Raw genomic sequence first — 18,550 nt, forward strand, 5'->3', positions numbered from 1 at the left:
CACATAGATTTTTTATCAATGATGCACATTTCGACGTGTGATTAAGAACCGAGAAGACCTCGTTAGGAGTAGCGCTCATGACTTGGCACTCAACTGTATTGAGGAGGCTATCCAAGCGGCCGCTCCGAAGAGTGCGATTCATTCTGAAATTTCTCTGAATGGTGAGAAACTCACAATCGGAAACACGGAGTATGATCTTAACGAGTATGAGGAGATACTTGTCGTGGGGGGCGGGAAAGCTGCAAACGGAATTGCGGCTGGTCTTGAATCAATACTCGGGCCAATGATTACCGATGGGTTGGTGATCTCTAAAGACGAATTTAATTTAAAAAATATCAATTGTATTAAGGGAGATCATCCGCTTCCCACACAACGGAATGTGGATGCAACAGAGCGTTTGCTTACACTTGTTGAATCTGCCAATTCCTCAACGCTTATTTTATTCATTGTTACTGGAGGAGCAAGTTCCTTGCTTACGTCCCCCAGCGGTAACATAACTGTCGATGATATCCATACTACAACCAAATTACTACTTGAAGGCGGTGTACCAATCCAAGAAATAAATTCGGTCCGAAAACATCTATCGAATATTAAAGGGGGTCGTGCAGCTCAAAAAGCCACTCCAGCCACAGTTGCAACATTGACCGTTTCAGATGTAACTGGAAATGACGTCTCAGTCATCGGAAGCGGGCCAACGGTTTCAGATAAGAGTAGTTTCAGTGATGCAATACGAGTATTCGACCGATACGAGCTCCACCCTCCTGAGGCTGTACGTAATCACCTCAATGCAGGCACCAACGGTAATATCTCTGAAACCCCATTCCTGGATGACCCTGCTTTTGAGTGCACAGAAACCCATTTAATAGCCAGTAATACCCATGCGATAGAAGCTGCGTGTACTGTCGCCAATGATGCGGGATATAAACCGATGGTTCTCTCATCGCGGCTGAGGGGAGAAGCAACCCAGGTCTCAAAGACTGTTCTCTCTGTCGCCGAGGAATGCATTGCCACTGGAAATCCTGTCGAACCGCCGGCGGTACTGTTCGGTGGTGGTGAATGTACTGTTACTATCTCGAATGACTATGGGCAGGGTGGACCAAATCAGGAGTTCGCTCTTTCTGCCGCACTAGATCTTGAAGATGACATAGTCATCACTGCAGTCGACACCGATGGTGAAGATGGTAGTTCGGATGTCGCAGGTGCGATTGTAGACCGTAACACCGTAAGGGACCGTGAGCAAGCCGGAACATTCCTCAACAAACATGACGCAGGAACTTATCTCTCTAAAATCGGAGCTACTATTCACACTGGTCCAACAGGAACAAATGTTAACGATCTAATTATTATTGTTATTGGACAACCTAATTAATTCAGCTCACCCGATGAAATTCTCCTTGAGAACACCTGCTTTCGACCTCTGCTAATTGCGTCTGTTTAATCGCGTTCGCTTCCAACTCTCCGTTGTAGTAGTGTCTAAAACGGTCTTCACTCGCGGGTAGGTGTGTAGATTCTCTATGAACTGCCACAACAAGTGAGTAGGGAAGTCGCTGATGACTCTTGTGTTCACGCGCACGGCGAACTTACGACTGTCAGGGGTGGGCTACAGACAGTCACAAGCGCTGGCTTCAAACAAGCTTTAAATGCGTTTCTTGCTGTTGATGGGTCGCAAGTCAACTAGTCCTGAAAGCTGGACCGTCAAAGCAAATGTGATGTCATATGGATCTTTATTGGCTGGCCATACACGGGATAGAAGGGAGGTCAAGGCTGCGTAACTTACCTCTGACCCCTGGTCCCACGCCGCAAATAGGTTGCGTCAGTGTGAGTCCTATGCCGAGAAACTATCCGCAAACAAACATTCGACGAACGCGTCAGCGCGAGTAGGGTGGGATAGTTGAAGTAACGACGACCCTCGCATGAAATCGGACGGTAAAACAGTTGATGGCTGTTGATGATTGTCACCACTCAGCTATTTGATACTTTAGGTCTAATAGTGCTTAAAGAGCTTTCTAGGTCATGTAAACGTGCCTTTTACTGAAGGTTTCGCTCCTCAAACTTCATCAAAAGAAATATTTGAACTCCCTCAAACGTACTCTATATGAGTCTACCAGAAATTGGGCTCGGTACATGGCAGAACACTGATCCAGAAACCTGTGCGCATACCGTCTCTACCGCTCTCGAATTGGGGTATCAACATATAGATACAGCTCAATACTACGGGAATGAGGTGGCTGTTGGCGAGGGTATCAAAGCAGCCGACGTACCTCGCGAGGATATATTCATAGGCTCGAAAGTTCATGCAGAAAAGTTTGGTTTAGCATATGACGAAGTTATTGAAGGGTTGGAGGTGACTCTTGACCGGCTTGGACTCGAATATCTGGACCTGCTATACGTTCACTGGCCAGTTGGAAACTACGAAGCAGAAGAAACGATGCCGGCCTTTGATGAACTCATTGACCGAGGGCTGATAGATTATGCTGGCGTCTGCAATTTCAGTATCGCACAACTGGAGGAGGCAATGGAGCATATTGAGTCTGACCTATTTGCTCACCAGGCAGAGACACACCCTCTCCTGCAACAGAATGAGCTTGTCAAACATGCGCAAGAGAATGATTATCACCATATTGCGTATTCTCCGCTCGCACGTGGAAATGTACTCGAAATTCCGGAGGTCAAAGATATTGCTCAAAAATATGATAGTAGCCCAGCACAAGTTAGCCTTGCATGGTTGCTCTCACGGGACAATGTTAGCGTCGTACCGAAGGCAACTTCGAAGTCGCATCTAAAGGACAACCTCGGTGCTGTTGAGTTCGAACTCAACGCAGAAGATATTGAACGAATCCAGGGGATTGAACAGACGGAGCGGTATGTCGAACGTGATGGAGCACCCTGGCTCGATAACTGAATTCACAAGGCTTGTCTGGTGATTTTGTTGCGGAAAATGTATGATACGAGTTTGCTTCGAGAGCGCGACAGCGGGCGCAGCCTGAATTAATGAGACTATCTTGCTGTCTCGGGTAACTCGTTTGAACTCTTTGCAGGGATTGCGTTCCCTCTAGATCACGTCTCCAGTAGGGATAGCAAGGTATTATCAGTACCTCACAAAGCCGGTTAGTTAGAACGTCTGCTTGCTGATGGTGTGTTCAAGACCAAGCAAGCAGACAATGAGATCCACGAAGACCAGTTCCTTAATTTTCTCGTCAACACGCTCACCGAGGAAATCGATCTTGACCTCGGCGGTAATGCTGAAATAGAAGCTGAGGACATCTACGAGGTCCTCGTCGGCGCATGCGCCGACGGGACCTCGGTCTCTACGCTGTGTAGTTCCAGTGAGGACTCACCGCCTGCGAACACGATCCTCTACCATCTGCGGACGAAGTTCGAGCCGTTCCGGCTCGAACGAGTCGCTAACACGCTTCTTCGGCGAGATATCGTCGAACTCCTCCCCAAGCAGGTGGAGGCCTGCACAGACCTCCACCTGCGACCCTACTACGGTGACGAAGATGAAACAGATAGCCTCTACCACTCCGAGGCGAAACGAGGAACCACCGCGTTCCACGCCTACGCCACGCTCTACGCGCGTGTGAAGAACAAACGGCACACACTGGCGGTGCGCCGTCTCGAAGACGGCGACACCGCTACACCGTCCTCGCTGAGTTTCTTGGACTGATTGACGGCCTTGACACCGAGGTCAAGGCCGTCTACCTTGATCGCGGATTCTACGACAGCAAGTGTCTCACGCTGCTCCAAGCGCACAACTACGCGTACGTGATGCCGATCATCCGGGGGGTGGGGCGATTCAGCAGGAACTCGCAGAAGGGTGGAGTCGCGTCATCGAGCACGATTTGACAGGGAAACTCGGCGGTCAAAGCTTGACCGTCGAGTTTCTTGTCTACATCGACTGTACGTACCTGAATGGACGGTATGACGAGAACAGCGTGGCGCGTCACGGCTACGCCGCTGACGCACCGTTTATCGAGACACCACGCCAAGCTCGATACCACTACAGCAAACGCTTCGGTATTGAGTTGAGCTATCGCTTGTCCGAGCAAGCGATAGCGACGACAACGACGCGAGACGCGACGGTGAGACTGCTATACGTCGTGGTGAGTCTCCTCTTGCAGAATGCGTGGCGGTATCTCCACTACGAATACGTGGCGACGCCCCGCCGAGGCGGGCGTCGCCTCTGGTGGTGGCCGTACAAGGAGTTCGTCAATATGGTTCGACGGGCTGCGTGGACGGCCCTCGCGGTGCGTCGGACCGTCCCCGCGAACCGCCCATCTGACGACCGGTTCTACCGGTAGCCACTGACCGAGCTAGGGTCTTCGCAAGTGGCAACGCTGTCGCGTCGGCGGCTGACCGCCGCCGACAGCGACAGCTCCGCCTTCGATCAGCGTTGCTAAACCGTGACCGACGCCTCACCACAACAGAACAGGTGGCTCAGGTCAAGCTAACTGGCGAGTTTTGTGAGGTACTGATTATGAGTGAACATTCCTCGGTCATTCCAAAGCGTTCCAATGGGGTTCCGGAGTACTCCCGGTTTAGGAAGCGCGTTTTCAGCGGTGTTGTTCATTGGGGAGAGTATGACTCACTGACAATGGTGACCCGGGGATTGAGATCCACTTCGATCTTCCCGAGTATTGTAGCCACCAGCACGTCGGGAACCGACCGCTCAATCAGCGATTAATCTCTTTCTGTACCCTCTGATGTAGTTCTGCTCGTCCATGTACTGTCAAGCCGGTCCCCGGGAGAGCGGCGCACAGCTGCTCGAAGGTGCGGTAGATTGGTTTACCTTCCGGCTGCTGCTCGGCAGCCCCCTCAGATTCCGGAAACAGTGATCTCTAATCGTGAGGGTGCCGAAATCAGTTTGGTGCTAAACACGTACGGTAAATATATATAGTATGATTGTATATTGCCAAACGCGATGGCAAACAAAAGCAACAGCCACTATAGTGGTACCAATGTCTCGAAATCCCTTTCTCGTCGGAATCTCATTAGGGGACTAGCTGTAGCAGGGGCAGCAGGTCTAGCTGGGTGTGGTGCAGGTGAACGGACTACTGAATCAGAAGGAAACACGAACGATCCAGGACAGGCTGGCACCTCGGAAACTACCGCCCAAGGGATGGCGGAAAGTATCAAGATGTGGAGCGCAGCTAATGCTGAGACCTTCAAGATGGTCGCAGATAGGTATAATGCGGAGACGGGTGCTAAGGTATCCGTCTCTAACATGACCTCCGGGGACCTTCAAGATAAGCTGAAAGCGAGTCTAATCAGTGGAGAGGATGCTCCTGCCGCGGCGATGATCCAACAGTATTCAATTCCCGGTATGATTGATACTGGTAGTTTGACAGACCTCTCTTCCCGAATCAATAGCGAAGAAATAAAAGACGACTACGTGTCTGGTACGTGGGATGCCGTCTCCAAAGATGGTGGTATTTATGCTATCCCATGGGATATCGGTCCGGCAGTGGTATATTATCGCCGAGACGTATACGAACAAGCCGGGATTGACCCAAGCAGCATTGAGACATGGGATAATTTCATGGAAGAGGGGAGTAAGCTTGAGGAAGACAAATCACTCATTAGCCTAGCACCAAATGAATATGCTAATACGTGGAGATTCCTTTTCCGCCAGCTGGGTGGGAACGAATTTACTGAGGAAGGTGACATCAACATTCACTCAGAGAAAAGTGTTCGAGCTGCAAAGCTAATGAAAGATATGATTGATGCGGGAGTAGCGGATACTACTTCTGGTTGGACGCAAAACTGGTTCTCCAATTTCCAATCTGGGTCAACCGCAAGCATCGCGTTTGGCGCTTGGTTTACCGGGACTCTTAAAGCAGAATTATCGGACACCAGTGGAAAATGGGGCGTTATGAAACTTCCTGCCTTTGAAAAAGGTGGAAATCGTGCAAGTAAAAATGGTGGTTCCTCGTTGATAATTCCGAACCAACTGTCTGATGAACAATTGGCAAGAGCTTGGGATTATGTGAAATATGCCACATCCGATGACGAAACGATGATTAAGACGTATTCAGAGAAGGGTAACTTCCCAGCCTACTCGGCAATCTATGACGATGAGGCATTCAAACAGCAGGATGAATTCTTCGATGGCCAACAAGTTGGGACAGTCTTTACTGAAGTAGCTGAAAATATCCCTGGCTACCAATTTACCGCGGATACTCCTCAAGTATCAAACGCTATTGTCTCCGAAATTCGGAATATGGTCAAAAATGATGTTAGTCCTAATAAAGCTATGCAGCGAGCGGCCGAAACAGTGAAAAATAGTACCGATCGTGACCTCGCCTGATAACACACAATAATAGTATAGAGTAAATGCTATTTCAGCCATAGCCAAGATCATTCTGCATGCGACTAAACAGTTAGACATATTACTACCTATGACCTCGTACGAAAACATGAGTGCTACAGAACACGGTCAAGAAAATTCTCCCTCGATGATGGATAGGTTTCGGTATAAACGACAGAAGTTGACCGAGATTCTTCCATCCCCCGGAGGAGCACCATATATATTCCTATCTCCATTTTTCGTTTTCTTCTCAATATTTCTAGCATTTCCTATCGTATATTCTCTATACCTTTCGTTCTTTGAGTTTCAAGGAGTGGGTGGTCAAACACTCTTCTGGATTGATTTAGGTTGGTTCGATTTCACCGTCACCACAATTGCAGATCTAGAATTCGTAGGTTTGGAAAATTACGAACGACTCCTTGGTGATGCGGTATTCCATCAAGCGTTCCTCAACACGCTCTTTATTTTCGTCATTCAGATTCCACTTCTAATGGCGTTAGCTTTGACGTTGGCACTTATATTAGACGCTAGCTTCGTGAAGTTTAAAAGGTTCTTCAGATCGATTATTGCATTACCAGTTGCGGCTCAAACAGTCGCTTACACGGTCGTGTTTCTCGTTATTCTTCAACCTAACGGCATACTCGATTCACTGTTCGTAGCAATTGGACTCTCACCGCAAGAGTGGATAGGAAATTCCACATGGGCAAAGACAATGATAGCGTTCATGAAAACTTGGAGATGGACTGGTTATAACATGATTATCTTGGTCGCGGGATTGCAAACGATCCCCCAGCAATTGTATGAAGCCGCTAGAATTGATGGAGCTAACCAATGGGAAAGGTTCCGATATGTAACTATTCCTCAACTCAAGCCAATTCTCTTGTTCGTATTAGTTACTACCACTATCGGTGTATTCAAAACCTTCCCAGAAGCAAAAATTATGATTGATGGCGGAGCACCACGCGTCGGTACCCAAACATTGGTTCCGTATATTTATGAGGTCGGATTTATTAATTTTGAATTAGGTTATGCGAGCGCTATTACGTACGTTGTTGTTGGTGTAATCATATTCATTGCCTATCTTCAAATGAAGGTGGGTGGTTCTGATGCATGACAAAACACAGAGGTCTGCTTTCCAGAGATTCGGGATTTATGCTTTCCTCTTAGCTGTTACAGCAGTTATGCTCCTTCCGGTTTATTGGGTTCTTGTAGTGTCTACAATCCCTGAGGAAGCATTTATTGGAAGTGGTGTACCAATGATTCCTGGTCAACATTTCCTCGAAAATTTCATCTCTTTGGAGTCGAATATTGACTATGTGGATAGTATTGGCCATAGCGTTGGCGTTTCAGTAGTTTACACTGCAATCTCGTTGTTCCTTTGCGCCATGGGCGGATTTGCATTCGCTAAATATGATTTCCGGTTTCAAAAACCGGTCTTCTATCTAATTCTAGCCACAATAACTTTGCCGATTCAGATTCTCGTTATCCCATACTTCCTGATGATGGCAAAATTGGATCTCGTAAACACCTTCATTGCGATTATTTTGCCATATGCAGCTCACCCTCTTGGGATATTCCTAATGAGGCAGAATATGCAGAAAATCCCGGATTCGCTGCTTGAGTCAGCCAGAATGGATGGAGCAACTGAGTTCCAAGTGTTCTACCGAATCGCTCTCCCAACAATGAAGTCGTCAATGGCTGCTCTAGGGATTATTCTATTCCTGTTCCAATGGAACTTATTCCTCTTCCCGCTAGTGATCCTTCGAGAGGGTAAGTACACGATTCCTCTGGCAATCAGCCAGCTTGTTCGTGTTGGTAGAGTGAACTATGATCAAATTATGGTGGCGGCGGCGCTTGCTATTATTCCACTGTTTATTGTCTTTGTTGTCCTACAAAAGTATTTTGTCCGTGGAATTCTTGCAGGTTCAGTTAAGGAGTGATCAAAATGGCAAAAATTCAACTCAGTGACATCACGAAGGAGTTTGGTGACGGATCGGAAAGTATCGTTGCAGTTGATGATATGGATCTTCAAATCCAAAATGGAGAGTTCCTTGTATTGGTCGGTCCATCGGGTTGCGGCAAAACAACCACCTTACGGTGTATTGGCGGGTTAGAAAGTGTTTCTGATGGTGAAATAAAGTTCGGTGAGGAAAACGTTACTGACATCCCATCAACCGGTCGTGATGTCGCGATGGTATTCCAAAATTATGCATTATATCCACATATGACCGCTAAGGAAAATATTAGTTTTGGTCTGAGAGTATCTACTAAACTTACTTCAGAGGAAATCAATAATAAAGTCGAGGATGCAGCCGAAATGCTAGGCATTTCGGACTTGATGAATGATAAACCAAAGGAACTGTCTGGTGGACAACAGCAGAGGGTTGCCTTGGGGAGAGCTATTGTGAGAGAGCCACAGGTATTCTTGATGGACGAACCATTATCAAATCTAGACGCAAAACTACGAACAGAAATGCGGACTGAGATCCAGGAATTGCAGGACACATTGGATACCACTACCGTGTATGTTACTCACGATCAGACTGAAGCGATGGCAATGGGTGACCGAATAGCGGTCCTAAACGAAGGTAAACTCCAGCAGGTTGGTAGACCAGAAGAACTCTATCTGTCTCCCACCAATCAGTTCGTAGCCTCTTTCATCGGAGACCCCAGTATGAACCTATTCGAAGCTACTGTTGAAGAGGATGTCTTGATTGGGCCAGGTGACATTCGAATCGATCTTCGAGATAGCTCCCAAATCGCGGGAAAGGAACGGGTCAATGTAGGACTTCGTCCAGAAGATATCAAAGCAACCTCGCAAGGAGATCATGGGATGACTGCAAAGGTATCTGTTGTTGAGCCAATGGGCAATGAGAACATACTCTACACTACTGTTGGGGACAGAGAGTTCATCATCAGGGCAAATAATCAGGTTCGTCCTGAACGCCATGATGAAATTCAACTAACTTTTGACGAAGAATCTATGTATATCTTCGATGTTGACACCGAAGAATCACTTAAAGTAAAATCTGATGCGGCCGCTGACAATCAATTCAACGCCACGAAGGAAATTGCAACGTCAGACAGTGCTACCCTTGCAGAAGATGGTTCCACACAAGAATCTTAAACTATAGCCATACGCCCTTGGGAAGCACGTTGTTGATTTTCAGAGGACAGTATCGAGAGTATGTTTGAACGCTTCGTCACTTGGTTTTCTGTAGAGTTCACGCCGGAGCTGAAACGTTCTGAGATACAGTGTTAGCTTGTCTTTCGACACTCCTCGGTGAGAGCCACCGTCGCGGCAGCAATCCGTTGGTCTCGAAGGGTTCACGTGTACGTCACCGACGGCGTATTTACCGTTGCCGTGGACGACGTATTCGTGGTCGAATGTGTCGTCTTCTTCGAGCGGTTCCTGCGCCCTGTCAAGCCGATCGTAAATCGTGAAGTAGTTGCTTCCCGCTTCGAGTGCAGCGTCCCAGCGTACTTCTGTGCAATCTCGTCGAGGTCCGCGTTGGGGGCGCGGACTTCTTCAACGACTTCGCCTTCATCGTCAAGAACAGCAACTTGCGCTTGCTGTTTGTGGAGGTCAATGTCGAGGTAGTGATCAGTGGTTGCAGTCATGGTATCCTTTGGAGTCCTGAATGCGTGAAGCGGAATGACATCGCTGCGGGCTTGCAGCCTCGGCTGACGGCAGTCAGCCGGGCTGTGATCCCAATTCTCCTGTTCCTTCGCATCCGAGGCCCGTCACCCTCCCGTACTTGGAGGTGCATGTCATAGATCGATCTGGAGTCACCCTCTAATATAAGCAATATAATCTGGAATCGGTACGCATTAGCATATATTAAATAAACATCTGGTTGATGGACAGCCCAAATATTGTTTTCATCATGACGGATCAGCACAATTATCAGGCATTGAGCTACGCAAATCATCCCGATATTGAGACACCAAACATCGACCGACTTGCTGACTCTGGTGTAGTCTTTGATAATGCATACTGTCCGTCGCCAATTTGTGGCCCCTCTCGCGCTTCGATTTTCACTGGTCAGTACCCACAATCACATGGATTTAGCGGTAACAATTCCCAATACGATACAGATGTTTCTCTTCTCCCTCAAGTACTCCAGCAGAACGGTTACACAACTGGTTTAGTTGGGAAACTTCACTTGAACCCAAAAAACACCTCACATGGCTTTGATATTAGAGAAGTGCACGATGCGATGTACGATGTCTATGACGAAGAAGAGCCGTGGTGTTCAGATTACGTCTATTGGCTGGCTGAAAAGAAGTTTGATGGGGATATCCAGGAGGTAATTGAGTTAGCAAATTCCGATGAAAATGCCCTTCTGGAGCGGTATAACATGTACCGGTTCTTGATGGGATCAAATTGGCGTACTGAAGAAGAACATTCGAATACTTGGGTAACTCAAAAGTCATTAGAATTCCTCGAAGAGTATTCCGATGAGCCATTTTTCCTTTTTTCATCCTATTTCGGCCCCCATCAGCCAATGGCTGCGCCTGGTAAATGGGAAAATTATTATGATCCAGACAATATTACAATCCCACCTGAGCTTTCTCTCGATCCAAGTAAAAGACCCTGTGGGAGAGCCACGATTCAGAGCGATATCGTAGCGAGATATTTTGATGAGTACGATTGGTCTGAGGAGCAATATCGGAAAGTACTCGCAGCATATTATGGACAAATCTCTATGATTGACCGCGGAATCGGTAGAATCTTAGATGAACTCGAACGCCAGGGTCTCAAGGAAGAGACAGTAGTTATTTTTACAAGCGACCACGGAGATCACGCGGGTCAGTTCGGCTGGTTTGCCAAAGGAACGATGTACGAGAACTCAGTTCGGGTCCCACTTGTCATTGATGATCCGCGTACACAGTCGATGACTGGGGCGCGAACCCAGCATGTCGTGAACAATATCAGTCTCTACGATACGATCTTGGAATCTTGTAAGATCGACCATAGTTCCGAAACAGCAGGTAGATCTCTCCAACCGCTATTGAACGACCCTTCATCAAAGGAGTGGGATGGCACTACATATAGTGAATTACAGAATTCGTGGATGGTGGTCACAGATGGTTACAAATTGATTAGACAGAAAGCCCCTGACGGTCATCACGTATTTGAAATGTACGACATATCGGAGGAGATACCTGATGAAACAAATCTCTGGGATCGACCGGCATATCAAGAGATGCAAGAGAAGATTTTCGACAAATTAGAGCGCCGTATGCCAGACACTATATGAATTGGCACTGGTGAACCGCCAGACGTAGCTTGGTTTCACTGTTTCACCGCCTGTTGAATGTTGTGAACCGCACACATCAGAACGAGTTCTCGAAATTCACCGTACCAAATTCGCGCACGCTCGGCGAAGCCGTGCGTCCGCTTGATCGTCGAAAAGGCGATCTCACATATCGCTCGTTGGCGGTAGCGAGGCCCATCGATCACGCGCACAACGCGCGGATCGTTGGGCCGGTACTCGCGGTGTTTGATTAGCGGTCTTACGCCCTCTTAGCGAAGTTTTCCACGTAAGTCCATCCAGTCCTAGCCTTTGTCTGCAGCGAGGCTGGTCAGGTCGCCTGCATTGGGGCGGGCGACCTGCCAGCCGAGCTGTGTGTAGTGGCGTTTCTCGGTCGTACAGTGAACGTCTAGAATCGCGTGGCTTTCTGTATCGACGAGCGCTGTTGTTTTGAGTGTCTGAACCCGGTAATTCGTCTGTCGACAGTAGTGTTTGCTGGCGTTTTCGCGGTCAAAAAACGTCGCATCGATGGCAGCGTGACCACTCAAGTCGTGCAGTTGCGCCGACAGGCGCAGAAGCACTCGCCAGAGTGCTGTCTTGCTCCTATCAAACCACTTCACAAGCGTCGGGTGATGAGGGAGCTCGGCCTCGGACCGGCGATCTCCCTAAGAATATTTGGTATCTCGCTCAGCAGATCTAGCGTCTCTCGGTAGGACTTCTCCAAGTAAACCCGGAGGCAATGCAGCGATACGAGAGCGTATCCGCCGCCCCGCCCTTCGGGGGCGCCGGATTCGCCTTGGACACCAACAACATTTTAAGCTAACTGACCGACGTTTCTTGTGGAGCGGGGATTTTAAACATGGGCTATTGGAATTTTCCCGCTTCGCCTCTCTATACCGGTCGTCAGAAGATTAGATAGTTTTGCAGAGTTGACCTCCTGCGTTGAATATGCGCGTATTCATTGTCTGGATGAGCGTGTCATAGAATCCATCTCATAGCATCTCACAGCCCGGTTCGTTCCCTCGCTCGTTGTTGGTGATTGCAACGACGAGTCGGAGGCAGAGCGCAACGAACACCTCTGTTCGTGCGTGGACGCGGCCTCGGGCGCGGACGTGCCCGAGGCCGCAGTCCTTGACTGCGTCGTTAGTTCGTTCGACTCCTGTCCGGTTGTTGTACGTCTCGTCCAAGATAGACTCAGTACCTCACAAAGCGTCGCCAGTTGACCTGAGTTGAGTCACCTATTCTGTTGGGATGAGTCGTCGATAGTGGTCGAAGAACGCTAATCGAGGGCCGAGCTGCCGCTGTCGGCGGCGATCAGCCGCCGACGCGGCAGCGTTGCCACTCACGAGGTGGCGTCCTCGGTCGGTGATCACCGGTAGAACCGGTCGTCCGGTGGCCGGTTCGCGGGGACGGCCCGACACAACATGTTGATGAACTCCTCGAACGACCAGGACCAGAGGTGACGCCCGCCACGGCGGGGCGTCGCCACATACTCCCAATGGAGATACCGCCACACATTCTGCAAGAGTAGACTAACCACGACGTACAACAGCCGTACAACCGGATTCTGCGTTGTGGTCGTTACAATGCTTTGTTCGGAGAGTCGGTAGCTGGCCTCGATACCGAAGCGTTTCGAGTAGTGGTATCGAGCCTCTCGCGGTGTGTCAATGAACGGCGCGTCAGCGGCGTAGCCGTGACGCGCCACTCCGTGTTCGCCGTATCGTCCGTTTTGGTAGGTACAGTCGATGTAGATGGGAAACTCGACGGTCCAGCTGTGACCGTCGAGTTTCCCTGTCAGCTCGTGTTGGATGGCGCGGCTCCATCCTTCCGAGAGTTCCTGCTTGATCGTCTTTCCCCATCGGACGATAGGCATCACGTACGCGTAATTGTGTGCCTGAAGGAGCGTGAGACACTTGCTATCGTAGAATTCGCGGTCAAGATAGACGGCCTTGACACCGAGGTCAAGGCCGTCGAGCAGACCAAGAAATTCAGCGAGGACGCTGCTGGCGGTGTCGCCGTCGACGAGACGGCGCACCGCCAGCGTGTATCGCTTATTCTTCACACGCGCGTACAGTGTTGCATATGCGTGGAACGCGGTGGTTCCACGTTTTGCCTCTGAGTGGTAGAGGCCGTCTGTTTCGTCCCTGTCACCGTAGTAAGGCCGCAGGTGGAGGTCTGCGACGACCTCCACCTGCTCGGGGAGAACCTCTAGAACGTCCTTTTGCAGGAGTGCGTTCCCGACTTGTCCAACCGACGTTAGGTCGAACTTCACGCGGAGGTGGTACAGAATCGTGTTCTGATGGGGAGAATCCTCACTGTTCTCGCAGAGTTCAGATATCGAGGTCCCGTCGGCGCAAGCGCCGACGAGGACCTCGTAGATATCCTCAGCTTCGATTTCAGCATTAGCGCTGAGACCGAGTGAAACTTCCTCGTCAAGCGTGTTGACGAGAAAGTTAAGAAGCTGGTCCTCGTGGATTTCACCGTCTGCTTGCGGGGTCGTAGGCACACCTTCAGCAAGCAGACCTCTCAACTAACCGGCTTTGTGAAGTACTGAGACTGTTTCAGCTGAACATCCTCGCAGTGTTCCTCGATTCGGTCTTCGACCCTGTACTCGATGTCTTTCGGGTCGTCAGTGTTTCGCGGATTGTATGGAGCGATTGGCACGATCCCTGCGGCCAGCAGGTGGTCGTGCCAATCGAGGATGTCGTAAGCGCTGTCTCCAAGCATCCAGACTGGTGTATCGACGGCGAGCGCGTCACGCGTGACGCGCATCGCCGTCTCCTGATCCGCTTGTTTAGCTTGTGTGAACTCCGCTGCAATCGGGATCTTTGCGCCGGTCGAGACGATCGTACAGCCGAAGCCGTAGTAGTACTCTTCAGCTGTTGGGTCGTAGTTCCATGAAGCCGCGTCGTTGTACTGAATCGCCTCGATGTGTGTCGAATCGATAGAGTACGTCGAGTCGAGCAGGCCACGGACGGTGGCTTGCTCGACGAGTCTGTCGAAGACATCGTCGATGACGTGTTCAAGGTCAGTGAGAAAGCGATCAACCGTGTCTCTGGATGGCGGTTTGTCGAGGCCGCAGTAGTACCAGACAAGGCCGTGCTGAAGTTCTCGTGTAACCGGACGCGTACCGTAGACATCCTCGTAGTAGCAGTGCAGAAAGCCGCGAAAGAGGTCTGGTGGCTCGTGAACTCGTGTTCGCCCCCGCTCGTCGGGGGCGAACACGTCGTACTCCAGCAGAAACTCGAACTCAAGATGGTCGAACAGCGGTATTGTCTCGGTAGTCGCCGCATTCAAGAAGTCGTCTACCGAAGCTACGTCTTGCAGGGCGTTGGTACTGCTGGACACAGTTTCCAAACCCTGCGGCCTCCCTTGGGAGGCTTTCTATGACACGCTCTGGATTGTAATGAACACCGATATCCATTATACTGTGGTGCGAATGCACACATCGTGATTACTGCGATCGGAAATGTCGAATTTTTCGCCCGGTCGAGTTACTGCCTCGGGCCATAGCGGGTCTGACCGAGGCCCCCGCGAAAGCAGGGAGTTTCGCGCCGAGACGGACCCTCCTCTTGGACCATGAGTCGGTGGACTCCCTGTAACGACAGTTGGACAGACCTCAGGTTCGACACTACGACCCACTGTAGTCGAGTATCCGAATCCGCTCCATTGCGACGGGAAGCGGATAGTTTTCGGCGAGTGTCTGCTCAACGACATCCAGATACGGCTGGACATAAGTGAAGAAGCAGCGGTAACCGAGACAAAGGTAGTTAAGCCCCGATCGGCCCGCGGGCGTCTCGAGGAGCCAGTTCTTCGGACAGCCGCCACGACAGAACTCCTGTACGTCGCAGGTTCGACAGCGCTCGGGGAGCCCGTCGCGCTTGTACTCGCCGAACTGCTGTTGCTCAGGGTCGTCGACGAGAGCAGCCAAGTGCGTCTCGTGGATATTTCCGCGTTCGAACCCTGGATCAACGAAGTGGTCGCAGGCGTAAACGTCCCCGTTTGTTCCATCGCGACCTGTGAACCGCAGGTTTCACTGAACACACAGAGGCTCGCTGTCCCGTTGAGGAGTTGTTCGAGGCACTGGTCAAAGAGACGGACTGAAACGTCGCCAAGATCGTTTCGTACCCACTCGTCGAAAATAGTACACACGAACTCGCCGTAAGACACGGGGTCCACGCTCCGTTTTGAGACCGGAGCGTTTCTTGCCGCCGCCACAACTGTCGCATACTCGTCGTCGCAGCGCCGGACGTCACCGCCATGGTTGCGGACCCATTCGGGAATCTCGTGGCATTCTTCGACCTCGGTGGTATCCAGTTCGACGTCATCAGCACCCACACCCCTATCGTACGTCCCGTCGCTTGCAGTATCAGATCCGATCGTGTCAATCGGTTCGACTAGCGGGATGAACTGAATCCACCATTCGTCTTTAGCTAAGACTCACACCTCGGTTGCGTAGCGGTAGCGAGCGTCTCTTGTAAGATCGGTCGTTGCTGGTGGATCTTCTGTGCGTCGTCGATCAACCGCTCCAGCAACGGCGGTGGCGAGTACCCGAGGTACTCACCGAGTTCGTGGAGGATGAGCTGGGCGTGCGACCGGAAGGTCGCCGCCCAGCGTTCCGGCGGAAACACGATCTCATCGTCGGCCTGTTCGGTGACCAGATCCAACAACTCCCGGCTCACCAACAGTGACAGCAACGCAGCGTATAGTAGAATTTTCACGACATCAGGATTGTTCGTGTCGAATTCGTCCAGTTTATACTGCGTTTTCAATTCCCGGAACAACGTTTCTACCTCCCATCGACACCGATACAGCGTCGCTAGATCCGCCGGGAGAAACTCCTCTCGCGGCAGATTCGTGATGTAGAGATGGTAGTCGTCGGCGTCCTCGTTGCGGACGCCGACGACGCGAAACCGCTTCGTGTCCAGCGACCGTGTGCCGTTGTACGGCCCACGTTTGAACTCTGCCTCGACTTCTACGTCGATATACTTCCGCGAGAGATCATCGACCACGTGGTGGATCTGCTCGCCCTCCAAGGGAATGGCGCGGCCGCGCCATTCCCGTAATTCCGTCGTTATCACCGGATTTGCGTTCTGCTTCAGCCGACTCACAAAGTAGCCGTCATTCTCATCGATCAACGCAAAGCGGCGGTACTTGAAGTACGCTCGATCAAACAGAACCAGTCGTCCTTGCAGCCACGATCCTGTCTTGAACAGCGCGCTGTCGTGCGTTTTCTCATCAGTCACATCGATCCGTTCAATCGTCTGGTCGGTGGCATTGTGGAGCAGGTGGAGCTTCGCTCCAGCCTGCTCCTCGTGACGGGCCTGGAACTCATCAGAGAGGAACTCGTGCAACCGCAACACCGTTCCATCAGCGATCATCACGTCCCTGAATCGGTCGATATCAGCGTCAACGGCATCAGGGACAGCGACCTCGTCGAGGCCGCGCTCGACGAGGTCGCGGAGATATTCCGCGAGTGTCGGCGTCAACCGGTGATAGAAACCGCCAGAAGAGATCGGTTCGTCAGCTGTAGCGTTGTAACAGCGTCTAAACCCAGCGAGTGTTCGGCTCTCGCCTGCGGCGAAGCCGAACACGAGCGCCCACACGAGGACAGGAATCTGAAGCTTGCCCTCTCGCTCGACCACGCCGAGTTCCTCGGCGTGCTCTTCGAGGAACTCGGAGGGAAACAGTGTAGTGAGCCGACGCATGATTCTCGACGAGGAGGCGTCAGTGTGCACAGCGGACTCCTCCTCATTCCTCTCGAAAAGTAGCCTCGATAAGCCGCTGCTGTCACGTGATTCGTCTCTTAGCTAAAGACGGATGCTGAATCCACTTTTCTTCCTGTTGTTTGAAAAATTTGTACACCTCGCGGGGGTGTCGGCTGTTCACAGCGTTGACGACACAGAGAACGTTGTGTTCCACGCCATAGTCTTGGAGTCACGAGAGGCCACGCATCACGTGATCGAACGTCGCCATATCGCCCCTGGTTCGTCGGAATCTGTCGTGGAGGCGGCGGGGGCCGTCAACGCTGATGCCGACGAGGAAGTCGTTCGCCGCGAAAAACTCACACCACTCCTCGTCGAGAAGCATCCCGTTCGTCTGGATAGTGTTCTGAACCCGCATCCCGTCCGGAGCGTGTTTCTCCTGCAACTGGACGGCTTTCCGGAAGAAATCCACGCCGAGGAGGGTCGGTTCTCCACCCTGCCACGCGAACGTGACGACAGGTCCAGGCTGGGCTTCGATGTACTGGCGAACGAACGACTCGAGAGTCTCCTCGGACATCGCGAAATCCGCCCGCTCGGGGTACAGTTGCTCCTTTTCCAGGTAGAAACAATACTCACACCCCAGGTTGCAGGACGGGCCGTTGGGTTTCGTCATCACGTGAAACGGCCGGTCGGCAGTCGGTGTGGTTCCTGACTCCTCAGACATGTGGTAGTGAGTGGGTCTGCAGGCAGAATACTTTCTGCCGAATATCTTCAATTTCCCTGTGCTCTGTACCTAATGCTGTGCTGAACCCATCGTCTAAGTCTTTCACACAATTTCTGTCAGGATACACCTCTAAGAGTCAGTAGGCATGACAAGGCACGGGAATAAGTCCCCTCTCTGGAGAGTCAACAAGTCCGTGATCAGCTCAGAAAGGAATCTGATGGGAAGGCAATCAAGCGCCTGATTGCTGCTCGTGAGTATTTGCATGGACTCTTACCGGACAAGATGGAATCGATGTATGGTTGGCACGAACCACGGTATACGGGTGGCTGAATCGGTTCGAAGAGCGCGACTTCGAAAATGCACTCCACGATGACAAGCGCCCGAACTTAGTGAGCATCAGTTTGACCAATTTGCCGCCACCCTCCACAATTCTCCCGAGCAAGCAGGCTACGACGAACCAGCTTGGAGTTCGGCTCTTGTTCAACGGTATCTCGTCGAACAATTCTACATTGCCCACTCGCAGCGGCGCGTCTCTCGGCTGATGAACGAGGCCGAA

Annotated in this window: 11 protein-coding genes and 7 pseudogenes; 9 read left to right on the forward strand and 9 right to left on the reverse strand. The window is 51.0% G+C overall.

The genetic code is table 11. From position 1 onward, the window contains the following. Window positions 1-37: 37 nt before the first annotated feature. The 7 genes and pseudogenes from Hhyl2_RS20770 to Hhyl2_RS20800 all read left to right on the forward strand — a co-directional run bounded on the left by Hhyl2_RS20770 (window position 38) and on the right by Hhyl2_RS20800 (window position 9,434). Window positions 38-1,369 (forward strand): glycerate kinase type-2 family protein, encoded by a 1,332-nt coding sequence (locus Hhyl2_RS20770; protein ID WP_483552701.1) that lies wholly within the window; start codon window positions 38-40, stop codon window positions 1,367-1,369. A gap of 726 nt (window positions 1,370-2,095) precedes the next feature. Then, window positions 2,096-2,902 carry an aldo/keto reductase gene (locus Hhyl2_RS20775; RefSeq protein ID WP_483552702.1) on the forward strand — a complete coding sequence of 269 codons (807 nt, stop codon included), beginning with the start codon at window positions 2,096-2,098 and terminating at the stop codon, window positions 2,900-2,902. A gap of 234 nt (window positions 2,903-3,136) precedes the next feature. Further along, window positions 3,137-4,301, forward strand: a pseudogene (locus Hhyl2_RS20780) (ISH3 family transposase). Window positions 4,302-4,921: 620 nt separating this feature from the next. After that, window positions 4,922-6,307 carry an ABC transporter substrate-binding protein gene (locus Hhyl2_RS20785; RefSeq protein WP_483552703.1) on the forward strand — a complete coding sequence of 462 codons (1,386 nt, stop codon included), beginning with the start codon at window positions 4,922-4,924 and terminating at the stop codon, window positions 6,305-6,307. Window positions 6,308-6,416: 109 nt separating this feature from the next. Next, window positions 6,417-7,421, forward strand: coding sequence for a carbohydrate ABC transporter permease (locus Hhyl2_RS20790; RefSeq protein ID WP_483552704.1), 1,005 nt, complete (start codon window positions 6,417-6,419; stop codon window positions 7,419-7,421). Further along, window positions 7,414-8,247: a carbohydrate ABC transporter permease gene (locus tag Hhyl2_RS20795; protein ID WP_483552705.1), complete on the forward strand. Its 834-nt coding sequence runs from the start codon at window positions 7,414-7,416 to the stop codon at window positions 8,245-8,247. Before Hhyl2_RS20790 ends, Hhyl2_RS20795 begins: the two co-directional genes overlap by 8 nt. Before the next feature lie 5 nt (window positions 8,248-8,252). After that, window positions 8,253-9,434: an ABC transporter ATP-binding protein gene (locus Hhyl2_RS20800; RefSeq protein ID WP_483552706.1), complete on the forward strand. Its 1,182-nt coding sequence runs from the start codon at window positions 8,253-8,255 to the stop codon at window positions 9,432-9,434. 39 nt (window positions 9,435-9,473) lie between these two features. Here Hhyl2_RS20800 and Hhyl2_RS20805 read toward each other — a convergent pair. Next, window positions 9,474-9,728: pseudogene (locus Hhyl2_RS20805) on the reverse strand (IS1595 family transposase); the annotation flags it as partial. A 3-nt stretch (window positions 9,729-9,731) separates the two neighbouring features. Next, window positions 9,732-9,928 (reverse strand): annotated as a pseudogene (locus Hhyl2_RS20810) (IS110 family transposase); the annotation flags it as partial. 239 nt (window positions 9,929-10,167) lie between these two features. On the opposite strand from Hhyl2_RS20810, the gene Hhyl2_RS20815 reads away from it, so the two are divergent. Continuing rightward, entirely contained in the window at window positions 10,168-11,571 is a 1,404-nt protein-coding gene (locus tag Hhyl2_RS20815) for a sulfatase family protein (RefSeq protein ID WP_483552707.1), read from the forward strand. A gap of 35 nt (window positions 11,572-11,606) precedes the next feature. Here Hhyl2_RS20815 and Hhyl2_RS20820 read toward each other — a convergent pair. The 7 genes and pseudogenes from Hhyl2_RS20820 to Hhyl2_RS20850 form a co-directional block, all read right to left on the reverse strand. Next, window positions 11,607-12,379: pseudogene (locus Hhyl2_RS20820) on the reverse strand (IS5 family transposase); the annotation flags it as partial. A 178-nt stretch (window positions 12,380-12,557) separates the two neighbouring features. Continuing rightward, window positions 12,558-12,761, reverse strand: a pseudogene (locus Hhyl2_RS20825) (transposase); the annotation flags it as partial. A 173-nt stretch (window positions 12,762-12,934) separates the two neighbouring features. Then, the gene (locus Hhyl2_RS20830; protein ID WP_483552708.1) at window positions 12,935-14,071 is read right to left on the reverse strand and encodes an ISH3 family transposase; all 1,137 of its coding nucleotides are present in this window, start codon (window positions 14,069-14,071) and stop codon (window positions 12,935-12,937) included. A gap of 47 nt (window positions 14,072-14,118) precedes the next feature. Next, window positions 14,119-14,913 (reverse strand): annotated as a pseudogene (locus tag Hhyl2_RS20835) (transposase); the annotation flags it as partial. Between the two features lie 283 nt (window positions 14,914-15,196). Beyond that, window positions 15,197-15,595: an SPASM domain-containing protein gene (locus Hhyl2_RS20840; protein ID WP_483552715.1), complete on the reverse strand. Its 399-nt coding sequence runs from the start codon at window positions 15,593-15,595 to the stop codon at window positions 15,197-15,199. A gap of 403 nt (window positions 15,596-15,998) precedes the next feature. Then, entirely contained in the window at window positions 15,999-17,273 is a 1,275-nt protein-coding gene (locus tag Hhyl2_RS20845) for an IS4 family transposase (protein WP_483552710.1), read from the reverse strand. Between the two features lie 229 nt (window positions 17,274-17,502). Beyond that, complete coding sequence (locus Hhyl2_RS20850; RefSeq protein WP_483552709.1) at window positions 17,503-17,994, reverse strand: radical SAM protein; 492 nt, start codon at window positions 17,992-17,994, stop codon at window positions 17,503-17,505. Between the two features lie 145 nt (window positions 17,995-18,139). Here Hhyl2_RS20850 and Hhyl2_RS20855 point away from each other — a divergent pair. After that, window positions 18,140-18,550, forward strand: a pseudogene (locus tag Hhyl2_RS20855) (IS630-like element ISHwa16 family transposase); the annotation flags it as partial.

This window comes from Haloarcula sp. H-hyl2, assembly GCF_056934385.1.